Origin of the sequence: Dactylosporangium sp. CA-092794 (genome assembly GCF_050948465.1) — a bacterium.
GTDB lineage: Bacteria > Actinomycetota > Actinomycetes > Mycobacteriales > Micromonosporaceae > Dactylosporangium.
Genome location: NZ_CP192044.1, coordinates 11,308,648 through 11,323,513 on the forward strand (window position 1 = coordinate 11,308,648; position 14,866 = coordinate 11,323,513).

A 14,866-nucleotide genomic window follows, 5' to 3' on the forward strand; every position below is an offset into this window, starting at 1 on the left:
GCCGCTCACCGTGGCCCGCCCGCGTGCACCACGGTCGTCATGCCCAGCGGCCCGGCCGCCAGGTCAGCCACCAACTGCCGCTGCCACATCAGGTGGAACAGCACCGGCAGCACCCGCAGCCGGTCCCCAGCCAATTCAGCGCCCTCGAACAGGGCCCGCCCGCCGGCGAACGCCGCCAGCAGCACCCCCGCGATCCCCGGCACCAAGCACCGCCGGTGCCGGTAACGCGACAGCCACCGCACGTTCGCAGCCAGCACCGGGTCAAGATTCCCTAACCGGCGGTACTCCCAGCCCACCGCCTGGCACGCGGATGCGGTCAGCGCAAACGTCTCCGCGTCCCGGACAGGGATCCGGTCATCAGGCCGGACATCAACGACCACCCCAGTCCCGTCAGCCAGCCGGGCGAAGAAGTCCGGCGCATGCCGCCGGGCCCGACCCTCCCTGTCGCACCAACGCAGCCAGAACGGCTGCGCCGACACCGCCCGCACCGCAGGGTCGAAGTCCATCAGCATCAGATGATCACCTTCCAGCCACGACTCGAACCCCACATGAGCACCCGTCGTAGCGAAGTACCACCAGCCCGCGAAACTCCGCAGCCGCTTCTCGAACCGGAACGGCCGCACCGGCAGCGCCCCCTCGAACCGCACGCCACCACACGACGACAGCGAGCCATGCTCCCAGGCACCACCAACGACCTGAAACTCCAGCCAGAACCGCTCATCCGCAGCATCCGCCGCCGCACCAACAGCACCCGTCACCGTCCGCCCCAGCCATCACAGGGATCAGGAACGGGCCAACTCTAGTGGCAAAACCAGCAGACGGGCCGCATTAACTGGCAAAGGGCTGTCTTGCGTGTCACGGGACAGTCGCAGCCATACCGCGATCCTGACAGCCAAGCCATCGACAGATGTCCCGTCTCATTCCAGTTGGCATCCGACCCGGCGTCTACCTGGCATGGGACAACATGGATGAGACGAAGATGGGGTCGCGTCTCACTGGAGTTGGCTCGTCGCTGCTGAATGCCCCAAGTTGTCTCAGCGAATGTGGCGTGGAACGGGGGTCTCGGCGGCCGACATCAAGGGCTGAAGCTGGGGACCGCTCGGTGCGGGTTGCGGCTGCGGCCTTGTGGTAGTCGTTGAGTTGGCGATGGTTCGGGCCTCAATACGGCTCAGGGGGACCGACTTTGTTGTTGACGCAGCGGCGTTGGACGAGGTCGCGGTAGGCGGCCTTCATCGGCAGGTCTCGGTCGACCGTGATGCGCCGCCGGGTGGCGGTGACCTCGATCTGGCGTATGGGGTCGTAGCCGGGTCGTTGGTAGGTCTCCCACCACAGTCCGATGCCGCGGCGTTGCCAGGTGGGCAGGTCGTTGAAGTTGATGTCGTGGCGGAACAGCAGTTCATTCTTGTCCGCGGTGCTCGCATGTTCCAGCGCGGCAGTGGCCTGCTGGCGGGACCGACCTGCCTTGCGGAGGGTCCAGTAGCACCAGCCGTTGAGGGCGCAGCGTGCCGCATCGGCCTGCCGCCAGGAGAAGTAGTCGACCACGTCCGGGACACCGACCCCTACCCATAGCCGGGAGTCGAAGTGCGCCGGTTCGCTGGCGGCGTGGGTGAACGCCGCCGTGGCGATTCCCGCCGATATCGATACGAGCTTCTCCACGCCGCGGCCGAACAGGTCGAGACTGGGGTCGAAGAGCACCGAGATCTCGTCGCTTTCGGTGTAGGCGTAGCGGCCGCCCAGTTCGGTCAGCACTGTCTCTGCCGTGGTGACCATCAGGTCACTGAAGCGGGCGTCGAACGGCTTGTCGAAGCGCTGCTCGGTGAGGCGGGAGAACCCGCGTCCGTCCAGCCGGATCACCGTCCACGCGCCTGGCAGGACGGTGAGTGCGTGGAAGTATTCGCGGGCGCGCTGCGCCGCCTCGAACGTGTCGGCGTCCACCGGCGACTCAGTCCTCCTCGTCCATGGTCCGGACGTCGAAGCCACCCGCGCCGTCGAAGGAGACCAAGTAGAGGCGGTCGAACCCGTCGGCCCGCGTGGGTGGTCGAAGCTGTTTGAGCGTGGCATACAGCCCGACGTCGGGAACGCGGGCGCGGCCCTCGCGGATGGCGTTGCGTTGCTGGGTCGCGGTCAGGTCGGGCGGAAACCAGTACCCAACCGGCGCAGCACCGTGCTCCCGGGCGGCCTCGATGAGCGGCTGCCACTCCTGCGGCGAGGGGTTGGTGTTGTCCACCGCCACGCTGCGTCCCTCGGCGAGGGCTTCGCTGATCAGCCGCAGCTGGCGGCGTTGCCGGTGCCGCGCGTTCGGGAAGGCGTCCTTGCTTACCACCACATGATCTGCCGCCAATACTTGCCGGCAGAACGTCGTTTTCCCCGACGCTTGAAGGCCGATCATGATAGCCACCTCCATGTTCTCGCCTCCCGGTCCGAGTCTGCCCGATCTTGGTCGGGCTCTCCACGCTATTGATGCTCAGGAGATGAGTTGCGCTCGTGCGGCATGCGGTCTGCTGCTCATGTGGACGTCTCGACGGCGGGCTGGTGCCAGCGGTCGACCTGGGCGCCTCGGACGGCGGCGAGGAGTTGAAGGTCACCGTTGGCGAGGTCGCGATGGGCCGGTGGGAGGCGGCGCTGAAACTCGACCCGGAACCGGTCGTGGTCAGCGGTGGAGGCAGACATGGCGAACGGGCGCCAGTGCGGGGCGACCAGCAACTGGGTGAGGGTGATGATCTCGGGGTAGGTGGTCGCAGCGTGGACCGGGTCGCGGGCGTCGGCCGGCCAGTTCTGGTGTCCGAAAGCGGGTGGTAGCGGGATGTCGCGGGCGATGGCGTGGGGCATCCCCCAACCGCGGTAGGTGAGGGTTTCCCAGATCAAGCGAGCGGTGTGGTAACCGGTGTGCACGACGCCGTGCCCGTTCCGGCGGATGAGGCGTAGGTGACGGACCTGGGCGTGGACGATGTCCGAGTGCGCGGTGAGGTTGACTTGGTCGCGCGGATGGTCCGCGCCGGGGCCGATCCAGAGCCGGTGGCGCAGGCAGATGTTGTGTTCGTGCCGATGCCAGACGTCGATGCGTTCCGCGATGGTCCGGACGGCGGCGCAGTGGCGGCAGGCGGGACGCACCGTGTTGGGTTTGGCGGGCAGGGTGCGTCCGCGCAGCGCCATCGCGGAGTGGTCGGGGTGCTGAGGTCGCAGTTCGGGCAGTGCGTAGGCCAGGGCCAGCGGCGGCTGACCGCTGGCAGTCGCGAGGGCCGCAAGGTTGACCTTGTCGATGGACTGGGACGTGCCGGCGGTGAGGTAGTCGACGAGGTCCGCTCCGGTGATCCGGTTGGCGATGCCCAGTCGCAGCAGGTAGGAGCCGGTGGTTTCGTCCTGGGCGGGGCGGCAGGTCCGCGGCAGTGCGCGTCTGGGCCCGGCACGGAACAGATGGCTGATCGCCGTGACGCTCATGTCTGCGTCTCGCGGGGTCGGGGTGGTTTGGGTGCGGCGGACTCGGTGGCGTGGTCGACCACGATGAGGTCGAGCAGGTCCCGGGTGATCTGCTCGCCGCCTTCCACGATGGCGTAGATCGCCGCGGCACGGATGATGTGTGACAGGCTGCTGATCAGCCCGCCGGTGCGTTGGTGCAGATACTTCGCCTGCCTGGTCAAGAATCCGGGCTCGTGGCGGTGCAGCCGCAGGGCCTGTTCCATAGTGGCCACCATGGAGCGCCATTCGTCGCGGTAGGGGAACTTCCCGGTGCGGGTCATCACGCAGCGGGCGGCGATCTGCTGACCCCGGATCCCGGTGAACAGGCCGCCCGATTCGACGTTGATGCCGGCGAAGACGAACGTGGCGGGCAGGTGCTCAGTGAAATACTTCAGGTGGTCGGACAGGTCTTCTCCGGCGCTGGTCGCCAGGTTCACGTTGTGGATTTCATCGACGATGACCAGATCCGTGCGGGCTTCGGTGAGGACTTCGCAGACGGTGGTGGCGATGTCCATCTCGTTGGCCCGCGACTTGAACGGGGGCATGCCCAGGAAGTGCGCGAACTGGGTGGCCAGCTTCTTGGGTGAGCCCTTGGGTGGTGCGGTGACGTAGACGACCGGGATTCGGTCGGCAGCCGGGTAGCGGTTACGGACCAGCAGTTCGTGGGCGCGGCCGAGCTGTTTGATGGCGGTGCTCTTGCCGGTGGCCGCCGCACCGGAGACGATCAGGCCGCGGCGGGCGCAGACCTCCCGCTGGTTAAGCAGGCTGAGCAGTCGCCCCTGGCGGATGACGTCGCGGACGGTGGAGGTCTCCACCACGATCAGCTCGGAGTGGTACTTGATGCGGGCCTCGTCGTACTCGCCACGGCCTGTGGCATCAAGCTCGGCCCAGTCCGGTTCGGGCAGCAGATCCAGCGTGACCGGATCGTCCTGCACGAACTGCCGCCACCCGGCCAGGGTGGTCGTGGGAGCCCGGCGATCGTCGATGATGCCCAGCTCTGGTGCGCTCACCACCACCGGCTGGCCTCCTCTCGCGCGTCGAACACCCGCAACGGCACCACCTCGGCGAGCGACCCGGTGTCCTCACCGTTGTCCACGTCCTCCTGCACCGGCGGTGGGGCCGGCAGGTCGGGTCGCGGCCAGGCCGGCGCCGCGGTGGCCTTGGTGCGCGCCGCGACCCGCTGCTCCCGTTTGGACGGTTTGCCGGCCCGATCTCGGTCTTGGGCGGGGCCGCGGTCGGCGCGTTGCAGCAGCGCGGCGACTGCTTGCGCGATCTCCGCTTCGGTGGCCTGCCGGCCCTGCGCGGCAAGATGCTGCCGGGCGTGGTCCCAGGCCAGTTCACCGAACGGGGCGGGCACGCTGTTCAGGTGCTTCCAGGTGGCGGTGATCCAGCCGCCTTGGCGGTGGTTACGCACCCAGATCTGGCTGACGTCGTATGGATCGTGGTGGACCTCCCACAGGTTCTTCTTCGCGTTCACACCGGAGGGTTGGCGGCGCCACGGGTTGAGCTCGGCGCTGTCGTAAACCCTGTGGTTGATCTTTATGCCGTAGGTGTTGATGGCCTGCCACCGCGCGGGCAACAGCTCGATGTAGTCCTGCGCGGACAACGCGACCGGCACGTAACCGGCCGACTCGACCAGCGCCGCGTAGCGCTCGTTCGGTGTGTAGGCCCGACCCGGGGTGACCGGATCGCGGAGCCCGTCGTGGGGCCGATGTTGCCACCCGGCCAGAATCCACTCGTCAAGCAGTTCCTGCAGTTCCAGCAGCGACCATAACGGTTCGTCTTCCACCCGTCGGCCCCGGTGCTCGGCGCTGCGCCCGAGGTAGCCGGACACGAACTGGCAGAACAGGGTGCTCACCGATTCCAGGGTCCGCTCGATGTGTGGCTTGTCGGTCGGGGTGTGCGGGTGGGCCGGCTGGAAGTTGATGCCCAGGCTCGCGCAGGCGGTGCGGAAGTTGTGGGAGATGAACACGTTGCCCCGGTCGCACACGATCGTCTCGGGCACGATCACCGGCCGAGCCGCGGCGTGCTCCAGCCGCTGGTCGAGTTCCAACAGCCGCCGGTGCGGCAGCACCGACCGCGACATTGCCAGGGCCTCAGCCCAGCCCGGGCGCATCGGCTCCGGCGTGACCGTGCGGGCCAGCAGCAGCGACGCATCCACCGACTTCGTCGTCGGGCGCAGCACCCCGGCCGTGATCGACCTGGTCGCCAGATCCACCATCCCGGTCAACTCCACCCGGCCAGGCACCCCGTTGTGCAACAAGACCAGCACATCCAACGGGGTCGAGTCGATCTGCATCAGCTCACCCGGCCGCAACGCCGTCACCGCACCGAACGGGCCCGGCGGCCGATTGGCCAACGACTGGCGGGTCCGGGCCGACCCGGTCGTATGCCGGCCGGCCTTGACCTGGTCGAACAACCGGTAGAACGTCGCCCGCGACGGCATCTCCACCACGCCGTCGCCGTGCTCGGCGGCCAGGATCTGCTCGACCCGCCACTGGAGATAGGTCACCGTGCGCGTGGATCGGTCGGTAGCCTCTTCGATCGCCTGCCGCAACGCGTCGACCACCCGCGGATCGGCGCGTCCGTGCGCCGAACGGTGCCGGTCGATGCGCCAGTCGATCAGCCCGGCCAGCCCATGGGTCTCATACCGGTGTCGCTTGCGTTTGAGTGTGCGGATACTCACCTCGCGGCCCTGCGCGGCCAACTCGGTGGCCTTGGCCTGCTCCCGCTGCACCAAGGAACGCATCGCCGGGTCGTAGCCCAGCCGCGGCCGAGCACCGGCCTCGGCATGCAGCGGTCTACCGGTGATGACCTCGAGGATGTGGCTCTCCCACCACTGCGCTTCCTCGATCGCCTCCTGCGGGACCGCGTGCAGCAGCCCCGGCGGCAGCGCCGGCGTCGCGACCCGTTCACCGAGATGTTCAAAACCGTCCGCGGCCAGCAGATGCGGCAGATGCACCACGCTGGTGCGGCCCTGCTCATCAGCCAGCCGGACCAGTGTGCCCGACAACCCCACCACCGTCTGCGCCACAGCGTCGAACCGGACCCGGTCCCCGACCCGCAGCACCATCGGCCTCGACATCAACCCGTCCCCTCCACCGATGCGACCAGGCTGCGCGGTCCGAGGACCGCACCAGCCAGATCGGCACGCAGTGCCTGCCACCACAGCAGGTGGTAGAGCATCGGTAGGACCGCGATCGGGTCGCCGACCTCGCGGGCGCCGGCCAGCACCGGTATCGGCTGACTGAACACCCTCGACAAGTCCTCGGCGATGTCCGGGCGCCGGCACCGGGGATGCCGGTAACCGGCAAGCCAGCGAACATTCGCCGCCAGCACCGTCGGCGGGCCACCCGTGCGGCGAAACTCCCAGCCGACCTCCGCACACGCCTGCGCCGTCACCGCGAACGCCTCAGCCGCCGCCGCGTCGACCCGATCATCCGGGCGCACATCGAGCACAACGCCACCACCGTCGGCAAGCCGCGCGAAGAAGTCCGGCGCGTGTCTGCGCGGCCCGCTCCCACCGGCCCAGTTCAGCCAGAACGGTTGAGACGAAAACGCGATCACCGCACGGTCGAAGTCGAGCATCATCGCCACGTCGCGTTCGACCCAGGACTCGTAACCCACATGGCGACCAGTCGTGACCGACCACCAGTAACCCGGCCAGTTCACCTGATCCTTCGCCGACGGGAACGCCCTGACCGGCAGCACCTTCTCAAACGGCCGGTCCCAGCAGGCCGACAGCGGCTCTCTGCGGCGACGCCCCTCCTCGTCGACGAATACCACGTCGAACGACGAGCCCGCCGCCGAAGCCGTCAGTGCCGCCGAACCCGCCATCGCCTCCCCATGATTGGGATAGCTAGACCTCGATCTTCAACTCGGCACGTTAGCAGCTTCCAGACCACATTCGGTGAGACGACACGCCCAGCAGGCCAACTTCAATGAGACAACCCGACCCGGCCGGAGCGCTCGTGCCAGATTCAGTGAGACGCAAACCCGAACCGGGCCAGCTACACCAAGACAGGTGCCAAATCACGTGAGACGGGACACATCACGACACGCCGGACGAGCTTCTCATCAATATGTCCCATGGGACAGAACGTGGACATCCCTTTTGAGAATGGGCCATGTTATTTGAGAACCTACAAATAGGAGCTATTTCACGACGCGTCGGATGATGGAGATCTGGTTGACCCACTGCGCGATCTTTGTGATCTTGACGGTGTCGCCGGTGTGCGGGGCCTGGACGAGCAGGCCGTCACCGATGGCCATGCCGACGTGGCCGGGGTGCTGCGGGGTGCCGTGGGCGCCGGGGATGAACAGCAGGTCGCCGGGTTGGATCTGGCTTGGGTCGGTGACTGCGGTGCCGGCGTAGATCTGGTCGGTGGTGGTGCGTGGGATGCTGATGCCGGCGGCCCGGTACGCCTGTTGGACCAGTGATGAGCAGTCGCAGTGCGTGCTGGGGTCGGGGCCGTGCGGGTCGGTGCAGGAGCCGCCGAATGCGTAGCTGGTGCCGAGTTGACCGAGCGCCCAGAAGATGGCGCTGGCGACCGCGGGTGGGGTGTTGGGTGGGAGGGTGTAGTCGGCGGGCAGCGGCAGGTCGTCGCCGTTGGGTTGGCCGTCGCCGCCGTCGCCGCACGCGAACCCGGTGTCGGTGCCCGCGCTGGGTTCGGCGCTGCGGTCCCAGAACACGCCACCGCCGATGGCGTTGACGAGCATGGTGGCGTCGGACTCCCACGTGGCGAACGCGTCCGGCGTCGCGCTGGCCTGTACCGCCTGTGCCGCCTCGGTGAGCGCCAGGTCCTGCCAGTTGGGGACGGTCAGCAGCTTGGCGAAGAACTGCTGGCTGGCGTAGACGGGGTCGTGCAGCTGCTGCGGGGTGCCCCAGCCTTGGCTGGGGCGTTGCTGGAACAGCCCGATCGAGTCCTGGTCGCCGCCGGCCGGGTTGGAGAGGCTGGATTCCTGGATGGCGGTGGCGGTGGCGATGACCCAGCCGCGGACCGGGACCCCCATCTGGGCGCCGACCGACACGATGGTGGCGGCCATGGCGACCTGGTCGGGGCTGTAGGCGCCGATCTGCGGCCAGCCGCCGGCGGGTGCGCTCACCGCGGGGCCGGCGGGCACGGGCAGGCTGCATCCAGTCCCGGCGGCGCCGAACAGGGCGGCGCCGCCCACCGCGCACAGCACGATGATCCCGAGGAACGCGGCGATGGCCGCGCCGATGGCTTTGGTGGTCATCGCGGCACCGCCCCGGCCTGCCGGGCCCGGTGTTCGGGTGCGGTGTGGAGCGTGTGGTGTGTTGGCATGGAAGCCTCCAGAAACGAAAAAGGGCACGCTGCGCGCGCCCGGGACAGGGAATGAACCCGGAAATGGGAAAAGGGCGCGCTGTGTGCGCCTATCACGGCGAAGCAGGGGTGGCTGGATGGGTCCTTGTGACTTGCACGTTTGGGTGGCATCTGACACTGCGCCGTTGAAAGCGGTCGCAGGCTTGCGGTTGCACCTGAGTGCCACCAACCGGCTGCGGTCGGCATGCTGGCGGCCGCATCTTTTTGGCTCCGGTCATGTGGGGTTGAGCGTGTATCGATGGCTGGCAGGTACGCCGCTGTGTCGTGTGGTCCAGTGCCCGGCGCTGGGCAGTTCGAGCGCGGTGAGTTGGGTGCGGTTTGACCTGTGGCCGACGGGATCCGCGAGGGCAAGTGGTGACCGTTGCCCGAGCCGGGAGGGACCGGGCGACGGTGCGCCGGGCCACCGGGTGGCCCGGCGCGTGGGTGGTGGTCAGGTCGTGGAGGTTGCGGGAGGGGGCAGGTGGCCGTTGCTGCGGGCCAGTTCGGCCAGCCGTACGGCGGGTGGGGTCGGCGAGTTCAGCAGTCCGGTGGGTCCGACGCTGCGGATCCACTGGGCCTGCCGCAGCGAGATGCTGTGTTGCTCAGCGAACACGTGCAGGTCGATGTCAGGGACGGCAGCCAGTTCGGTCCACAGCTGCCGCCACCGGTCGTAGGCGGCCTGGTTCGTCGGAATCCGGCGCAGCACATCCGTGGGTGGCATCGCCGGGCCTGTGGCCGGCGCGGCGCCCGGGTCGCCGCCGTCCGCGGTGACGGCGGCCGGCAGCGGCGGGGGCAGCAGGTCGGCGCCGATCACGCGGGCCCAGCCGGCCACGTCGGCGTGGGCGCTCAGCGCGGCGGCGACGGCGTCGATGTCCAACGTGGTGGCCGCGATCGCCGCCCGGACCGGGTCGGCGTGCCGGGACCGGATGAGGGTTTCGACGTGCTGCGCGAGCGCGGCGCGGCGCTTTTCGTCGCGGAGTTGCGTACGGGCGGCGTCGAGGGACTCGTGCAGGGTGTAGCCGTATGCCAGGGCGAGGGAGTGGGCGCGGCGGGTGACGGCAGGCTCGCGCCGCCACTGTGCGAGTCCATAGACGGGTGCGGTGTCGGCCAGTTTGCCGGCGGCGCGCAGCGCGTCGCGGCGGCGGGCCGCGGCGTGCAGCAGCCACACGGTGTAGGCGAACACGCCGAGGCCGCCGAAGACGACGGCCAGATAGGGTACGTCGGCGTGGCCGAGGATGTTGATCGCGACGCCGGTGGTGACGGCTCCGGCGGACAGGACCCGCCAGCCGTAGGCGGCCTCGCCGAGGCGCTGCCGGGCGTCGGCGAACGCGGAGGTGACGACGCCGCCGAGGTCGATGACGGCGGCGAAGGGGGTCACCATCGCCGCGCGCCACCACCAGTCCAGATTGGCAGGCCAGGGCGGGGTTTGCACGCCGACCCAGATCTGGCCGATGGTGGAGCCGGCCGCGGCGATGCAGTAGAACACCCAGGCCGCGCGTTCGGCGGTGTGGCTGTGCGTGGTGTCGGTGCCGTAGGCGGTGTCGCCGGGGTTCATGCGCCACCTGCACGGCGGCGGGAACGGTCGATGATCCAGTGCACTGGGTTTCCTCCTGCACAGATGTGCAGGCGTAGCGCCCCCTTTGCGGCGGGACGCTGCGCCTGGCACGGCGTGGGCGTCCCGCAGGTGCGGGCACCGGATGAGCGCCCGCCGCCGAAGTGGCGTGCAGGCGCGATCGTGTGGTCGATCAGGGCTGGCCGGACACGTGACCGTCCGTTGTGGATAGACGGTGTTGCGGCGCGGGCCGGTGTGGGTTAGGCGGGCGGGGCGGCCTGGTAGCGTTCCGGCCGCTGGGTGGTGCGGATGGCGAGGGTCTCGTCGGCGAGCTGCCGGCAGATCTTGATGATCGCGCCGCGGGAGGTGCGCCGGTCAAGGGCGTTAGCGAGCTCGGCCGGGCTGAAATCCAGCGTCGGATGCACGCGCAGGTAGGCCAGCACCATGACGTACAGCTGCCCGGCGGGCAGCGCGGGACGGCGCGGCGCAGGCCGGCCTACGGTGGTGTCTGGTCTGCTGGCGGCCCGGCGGCGGCGGGCTCTCACCGTGGCTCCGGCCGGTCCGGGTCGTGCTGCTGTGGCGTGGTGAGGTCTTCCCACGCCTGGCCGGTCCACAGTTGCCACCACGCCCCGTCAACGACGGTCAGGCGCTCCAGCTGTGCGGTGAGGGCGTCGCGCTGGGCGGGTGTGGTGACCTTCGCCGCGGTGTGGTGTCCAGCGGTGGAGTACACCGCGTCCAGGCCCTCGTCGGCGCCGAGCGGCGCGCGCAACCGGACCGGGCTGCGGCCAGTCCTGGTGGCGCTGGCGACGTGGCCGGCGTGCTCGTATTCGGTGACGAGTTCCTCAAGCAGTGCCTCCTCGGTCAGCGGCCGGCCGTCGGCGCCGCGGCTGGCGGCGACGAACTCGGCCAGGCGGCGGTGACCGAAGGTGGACCCGGCCGACGGCCAGAAGCTGGTGGCACCGCCCGCGCCCTCGTTGTGGATGGCGCCGACCGGGACACGGCCCCACTGGACGGTGGCGGTGTACGCGACCCCGTCCGGGGTGGGCAGCTCCTGGTAGGACATGACCCGCAGCGTCGGATCCGGGACACGGATACCGGTATGCGGCAGGGTCACCCGCGTCATGGCGGGTTCCACGGCCGGCGCTGTGGTGCGTCTGGTCGTGGCCGGGGTGCCGCGCGGCGCCGGGGCGTTGCGCCCGGACCCGGCCTGGACGGTGCGCCGCAACGCGGCCTGCAAGGCCGGCAGGTAGGCGCCGAGCTCCGGCAGCGCCGCGACGATGACGAGGGCTCCGGCCGGGTTGTCCGGGTCGCCGATGACCAGTGCCGATCGACCGGCCGGGTCTTCGCCGAGCACGGCCCACCAGGCCGTGTCGTCGGGCCCGACGAGCGCGATGAGTGGCGTGGCCGGTAGGACATACAGCATGAATGCCGTTCCTTATCTTGTCGGGGAGGTGGGATTGCGTGACAGCAGCGCCGGGCGCCTTGCTCCTGGCGCGCAGCACGCGGCATGGATGAGGCCGGGCAGGCGGTGTGGCTGTGCGGTCGAGGCGGTGGTGGCGTGCCCGCAGCGATACCGCGGTTGCCGCGCTAAGCAGCGGGCGAGGTCGCGGTTGGTGGCGTGGTGAGGTCGGCCAGCACGTCGGTGCTGCCCCGCACGAGGCGGGCCTGCGAGTGGGCGCGCAGCGTCTGGTGGGCGCCGTCGGACAGGACGGAGGTGACCGGGCCCGGCACCACCATCGTCGGGCGGCCCAGCTCGATCGCGTGCCGCACGACGGTGAGCGCGCGGCTGCGGCCGCCGGCTTCCACCAGCACGGTCCCGGCGGTCAGGGCGGCGACCAGCGCCGCGGTGGCGATGTACCGCGCCCGGGTGAGTCTGGTGGCGGGTGGCCACGGGCTGACCAGCATGCCCTCGCGGGCAACCTGCTCAAGCAGGTCGGTATTGGCGTGCGGGTGGGGCCGGTCCACGCCGCTCGGCAGTACGGCCACCGCCGTGCCGCCGGCGGCGAGCGCGCCGCGCAGCGCGGCGGCGTCGACGCCGAGGCCGCCGGTGGACACGACGCTCCAGCCGGCACCGGCCAGGTCGGCGCCGAGCTGCCCGGCGACATGCATGCCGTAGCTGGTCGCGGCGCGCGCCCCGACCACCGCCACCGCACGGCCCAGCACGTCGGACACAGTGTGTGGCGGGTTACTGCGCACCCACAGACACAGCACCGCCCCGCGACCGGGGGCGGTGGCCAGGTCCGGCAGGCGTGCGGGCCACTCATCGTCCTGCGGGATCACCACCCGCGCCCCGGCCCTGGCCGCCTGCCGGGGGACGGCGGCAGCCTGCTCGCGCAGGTGGCCGCCGGTGGCACCGTCGGGCAGCACCCGCAGCAGTGCGCTGGGCAGGTTCCGGTCGGCGAGCCGGGCGAGGGCGTCGAGGGGCCCGTCGGTGGCGATCAGCTCCACCAGCTGCGGGTGGCGGTCGTGTGCCAGCCCGGCGAGGGTGGCCCGGGCGGCGCGGACCTCGTCGATGGCGGCCATCATCGCACCTGCCCCGGGTCGAGGTTGGCCGGGCGCAGCGTGACGGCTTCGGTCAGTTCGGCGTCGCCGGGTGCATCCTTTCCGGCGAGGTCGGCGAGGGTGCATGCGACCGCGAGGACCTGGCCCGCGTCCTGGAAGGTCAGATGCGCGGCGGCTGGGCGGGACCGTAGCCCGGCCAGCAGCGCCGCCCACCGGCCGACCAGGTCGGCGCGCAGGGCCGCGGTGGCGGCCTGGGCGTTGGTGGCGAATCCGGACCGGCGCCAGCGGGCCGCAGCCACGGACCGGGCCTGGGCGACCCAGGCGGCCACGACGCTGGTCGACTCGCCCACCGGCAGGGCCCGGCCGGTGGTGGCCGGGAACGGGCCGGGCTGGGTGACGCGCAGGTCGATGTGGTCCCGCACCGGCGTGAGGCGCCGCAAGTAGCGGTGGCGTACCTCGGCCGGGCAGTCGCAGACGCCGCCGGGGTGCTGTGCGCTGTTGGGGCAGCCGCGGGTGGCCATGACGAGTTGGATCCGGGCCGGCTGGACCCCGCGCGTGCCGCCGCTGGCCACCTGCAGGCGGCCGTCGATCAGCGGTTGGCGCAGCACCTCCAACGCGCGCGTGGGCAGTTCGCCGACCTCGTCGAGGAAGAGCACCCCGCCCTGCGCGAGACCGACCGCGCCCGGCCGGGTGGAGGTGCCGGTCAACGCCGCGAGGCTGATCGTGTGGTGCGGGGCCTGCCACGGCGGGCGCGCGACGACGGGGGCGTCGGGTGCCAGCAGTCCGGCCGCCCGGTACGCCTGCGCGACCTGGCCGGCCGTGGTGGGGTCGAGGGCGGGCAGCAGGCCGGGCAGCTGCTGCGCAAGGATGACGGTGCCCGATCCGGGCGGGCCGGACAGGAGCAGGTGGTGCCCGCCGGCGGCGGCCACCTCCAGGGCGCGCCGGCCCGGCAGGTCGGCGCGCAGGTCGGTGAGGTCGATGCCCGGTGTCGGGGTGTGGCTGGGCCACGCGGGTGGCCGCAGCAGGTGCACGTGCCCGCGGAGGGCGGCGACCAGGTCGTGCAGTTTGACGGCGCCGCGGACGGCGCCGCCGAGCATACGCACGGCGTGGGTCAGGTCGCCGGCCGCGACCACGGCGGCGGTGAAGCCGCCGCCGGCGATGGCGGCGGCCCGCTCGCGCAGGCCGCGCACGGGGTACAGCTGCCCGTCCAGGCCGAGCTCGGCGACGACGGCAAGCTGCTGGATGGCGGCGGCGGGCACCTGTTCGTCGACGGCCAGTAGCGCGAGGGCGAACGCGGCGTCCAGGCCGCTGTCGCCGACCGGCAGCGGCTGCGGGAACACCCGCAGGGTGATCGCCCGGTCCGGTCGGCGCAGGCCGCTGTCGTGGATCGCCGCGAGCAGCCGGTCGCGGGTGTGCCAGGCCGCCTCGGCCGGCAGCCCCGCCAGGCTGATTCCGGTCGCGCCGGCGTCGGTGAACGCCTGGATACGGATGAGGTGGGTGGTGACGGCGGTGTACGCGGCGGCGGGAACCGTTGCCGCCGGCGTGCCGCCGGTGGGTGCTGTCACTGTGGTGTCCTTTCTGGACAGTGCAGGTGGTCGGCGTGCAGACGCCGACCTCGATCGGGTGAGGCGTGGGCCGCTTGGCACGCGTGGGCCGCTGCTGGCTGGTGCCACGCGGGACCCGCCGCCCGCCCGTGCTCGCGTGGACTGGCCTGCGGCGCGGGTGCGCGACGCAAAGTGACGGGTCCGGTATCCAGTCGTGGTGGATGTGCCGGCGCGGATTGCCGGGGTTGTGCCTGGTCGGGTGGCGGCCCGCGCGTCGGCGGGTCAGAGGCGCTTTCGAGTGCCTGCCTGGCCGCGAGGTGTTCGGCTTCGGCGATGTCGGTGGTGGCGACGCAGAGGAACCACAGGCCCTCGGGGAAGGTCTGCTCGTCGCCGCCGTAGACCTCGTGGCGGCCGACGACGACGGCGACGACGGGCTTGTCGTCCTGCCAGACGCCGATGACGGTGTAGTCCATGGGTGCTCCCTTGGG

Annotated in this window: 14 protein-coding genes; all 14 read right to left on the reverse strand. The window is 70.8% G+C overall.

All coding sequences use genetic code 11. The annotated features are described in order from the left end of the window. Nucleotides 1–5: 5 nt before the first annotated feature. A complete protein-coding gene (locus ACQPXD_RS48835; protein WP_432830782.1) occupies nucleotides 6–758 on the reverse strand; it encodes a TnsA-like heteromeric transposase endonuclease subunit in 753 nt (250 codons plus the stop codon). 400 nt (nucleotides 759–1,158) lie between these two features. Further along, the gene (locus tag ACQPXD_RS48840) at nucleotides 1,159–1,935 is read right to left on the reverse strand and encodes a tRNA(His) guanylyltransferase Thg1 family protein (protein WP_432830784.1); all 777 of its coding nucleotides are present in this window, start codon (nucleotides 1,933–1,935) and stop codon (nucleotides 1,159–1,161) included. A 7-nt stretch (nucleotides 1,936–1,942) separates the two neighbouring features. Next, nucleotides 1,943–2,404, reverse strand: a complete 462-nt coding sequence (locus ACQPXD_RS48845) for an AAA family ATPase (protein WP_432830786.1) — start codon at nucleotides 2,402–2,404, stop codon at nucleotides 1,943–1,945. A gap of 101 nt (nucleotides 2,405–2,505) precedes the next feature. Next, on the reverse strand, nucleotides 2,506–3,438 hold the full coding sequence (locus tag ACQPXD_RS48850) for a TniQ family protein (RefSeq protein ID WP_432830788.1): 933 nt from the start codon (nucleotides 3,436–3,438) through the stop codon (nucleotides 2,506–2,508). Further along, nucleotides 3,435–4,469, reverse strand: a complete 1,035-nt coding sequence (locus ACQPXD_RS48855; protein ID WP_432830790.1) for an ATP-binding protein — start codon at nucleotides 4,467–4,469, stop codon at nucleotides 3,435–3,437. Before ACQPXD_RS48855 ends, ACQPXD_RS48850 begins: the two co-directional genes overlap by 4 nt. Then, complete coding sequence (locus ACQPXD_RS48860) at nucleotides 4,463–6,541, reverse strand: integrase (protein WP_432830792.1); 2,079 nt, start codon at nucleotides 6,539–6,541, stop codon at nucleotides 4,463–4,465. Before ACQPXD_RS48860 ends, ACQPXD_RS48855 begins: the two co-directional genes overlap by 7 nt. Next, nucleotides 6,541–7,293, reverse strand: coding sequence for a TnsA-like heteromeric transposase endonuclease subunit (locus ACQPXD_RS48865; RefSeq protein ID WP_432830794.1), 753 nt, complete (start codon nucleotides 7,291–7,293; stop codon nucleotides 6,541–6,543). The genes ACQPXD_RS48860 and ACQPXD_RS48865 overlap by 1 nt, the downstream gene beginning before the upstream one ends. Before the next feature lie 318 nt (nucleotides 7,294–7,611). Then, nucleotides 7,612–8,694 (reverse strand): C40 family peptidase, encoded by a 1,083-nt coding sequence (locus ACQPXD_RS48870; RefSeq protein WP_432830796.1) that lies wholly within the window; start codon nucleotides 8,692–8,694, stop codon nucleotides 7,612–7,614. 537 nt (nucleotides 8,695–9,231) lie between these two features. Beyond that, entirely contained in the window at nucleotides 9,232–10,335 is a 1,104-nt protein-coding gene (locus ACQPXD_RS48875; protein ID WP_432830798.1) for a hypothetical protein, read from the reverse strand. Between the two features lie 257 nt (nucleotides 10,336–10,592). Continuing rightward, entirely contained in the window at nucleotides 10,593–10,778 is a 186-nt protein-coding gene (locus ACQPXD_RS48880; RefSeq protein ID WP_432830800.1) for a hypothetical protein, read from the reverse strand. A gap of 95 nt (nucleotides 10,779–10,873) precedes the next feature. Next, nucleotides 10,874–11,755 carry a hypothetical protein gene (locus tag ACQPXD_RS48885; RefSeq protein WP_432830802.1) on the reverse strand — a complete coding sequence of 294 codons (882 nt, stop codon included), beginning with the start codon at nucleotides 11,753–11,755 and terminating at the stop codon, nucleotides 10,874–10,876. Between the two features lie 164 nt (nucleotides 11,756–11,919). Further along, a complete protein-coding gene (locus tag ACQPXD_RS48890; RefSeq protein ID WP_432830804.1) occupies nucleotides 11,920–12,858 on the reverse strand; it encodes a DNA-processing protein DprA in 939 nt (312 codons plus the stop codon). Then, nucleotides 12,855–14,399, reverse strand: a complete 1,545-nt coding sequence (locus tag ACQPXD_RS48895; RefSeq protein WP_432830806.1) for an ATP-binding protein — start codon at nucleotides 14,397–14,399, stop codon at nucleotides 12,855–12,857. Before ACQPXD_RS48895 ends, ACQPXD_RS48890 begins: the two co-directional genes overlap by 4 nt. After that, a complete protein-coding gene (locus ACQPXD_RS48900; RefSeq protein WP_432830808.1) occupies nucleotides 14,396–14,851 on the reverse strand; it encodes a hypothetical protein in 456 nt (151 codons plus the stop codon). The genes ACQPXD_RS48895 and ACQPXD_RS48900 overlap by 4 nt, the downstream gene beginning before the upstream one ends. Nucleotides 14,852–14,866: the final 15 nt, after the last annotated feature.

Excerpts from the sequence above, each read along its gene's own strand:
- ACQPXD_RS48845 (WP_432830786.1), bottom strand. The coding sequence starts at position 2,404 with ATGGAGGTGGCTATCATGATCGGCCTTCAAGCGTCGGGGAAAACGACG.
- ACQPXD_RS48860 (WP_432830792.1), bottom strand. The coding sequence starts at position 6,541 with ATGTCGAGGCCGATGGTGCTGCGGGTCGGGGACCGGGTCCGGTTCGAC.
- ACQPXD_RS48870 (WP_432830796.1), bottom strand. The coding sequence starts at position 8,694 with ATGACCACCAAAGCCATCGGCGCGGCCATCGCCGCGTTCCTCGGGATC.
- ACQPXD_RS48900 (WP_432830808.1), bottom strand. The coding sequence starts at position 14,851 with ATGGACTACACCGTCATCGGCGTCTGGCAGGACGACAAGCCCGTCGTC.
- ACQPXD_RS48890 (WP_432830804.1), bottom strand. The coding sequence starts at position 12,858 with ATGATGGCCGCCATCGACGAGGTCCGCGCCGCCCGGGCCACCCTCGCC.
- ACQPXD_RS48885 (WP_432830802.1), bottom strand. The coding sequence starts at position 11,755 with ATGCTGTATGTCCTACCGGCCACGCCACTCATCGCGCTCGTCGGGCCC.
- ACQPXD_RS48880 (WP_432830800.1), bottom strand. The coding sequence starts at position 10,778 with ATGGTGCTGGCCTACCTGCGCGTGCATCCGACGCTGGATTTCAGCCCG.
- ACQPXD_RS48850 (WP_432830788.1), bottom strand. The coding sequence starts at position 3,438 with ATGAGCGTCACGGCGATCAGCCATCTGTTCCGTGCCGGGCCCAGACGC.
- ACQPXD_RS48875 (WP_432830798.1), bottom strand. The coding sequence starts at position 10,335 with ATGAACCCCGGCGACACCGCCTACGGCACCGACACCACGCACAGCCAC.
- ACQPXD_RS48865 (WP_432830794.1), bottom strand. The coding sequence starts at position 7,293 with ATGGCGGGTTCGGCGGCACTGACGGCTTCGGCGGCGGGCTCGTCGTTC.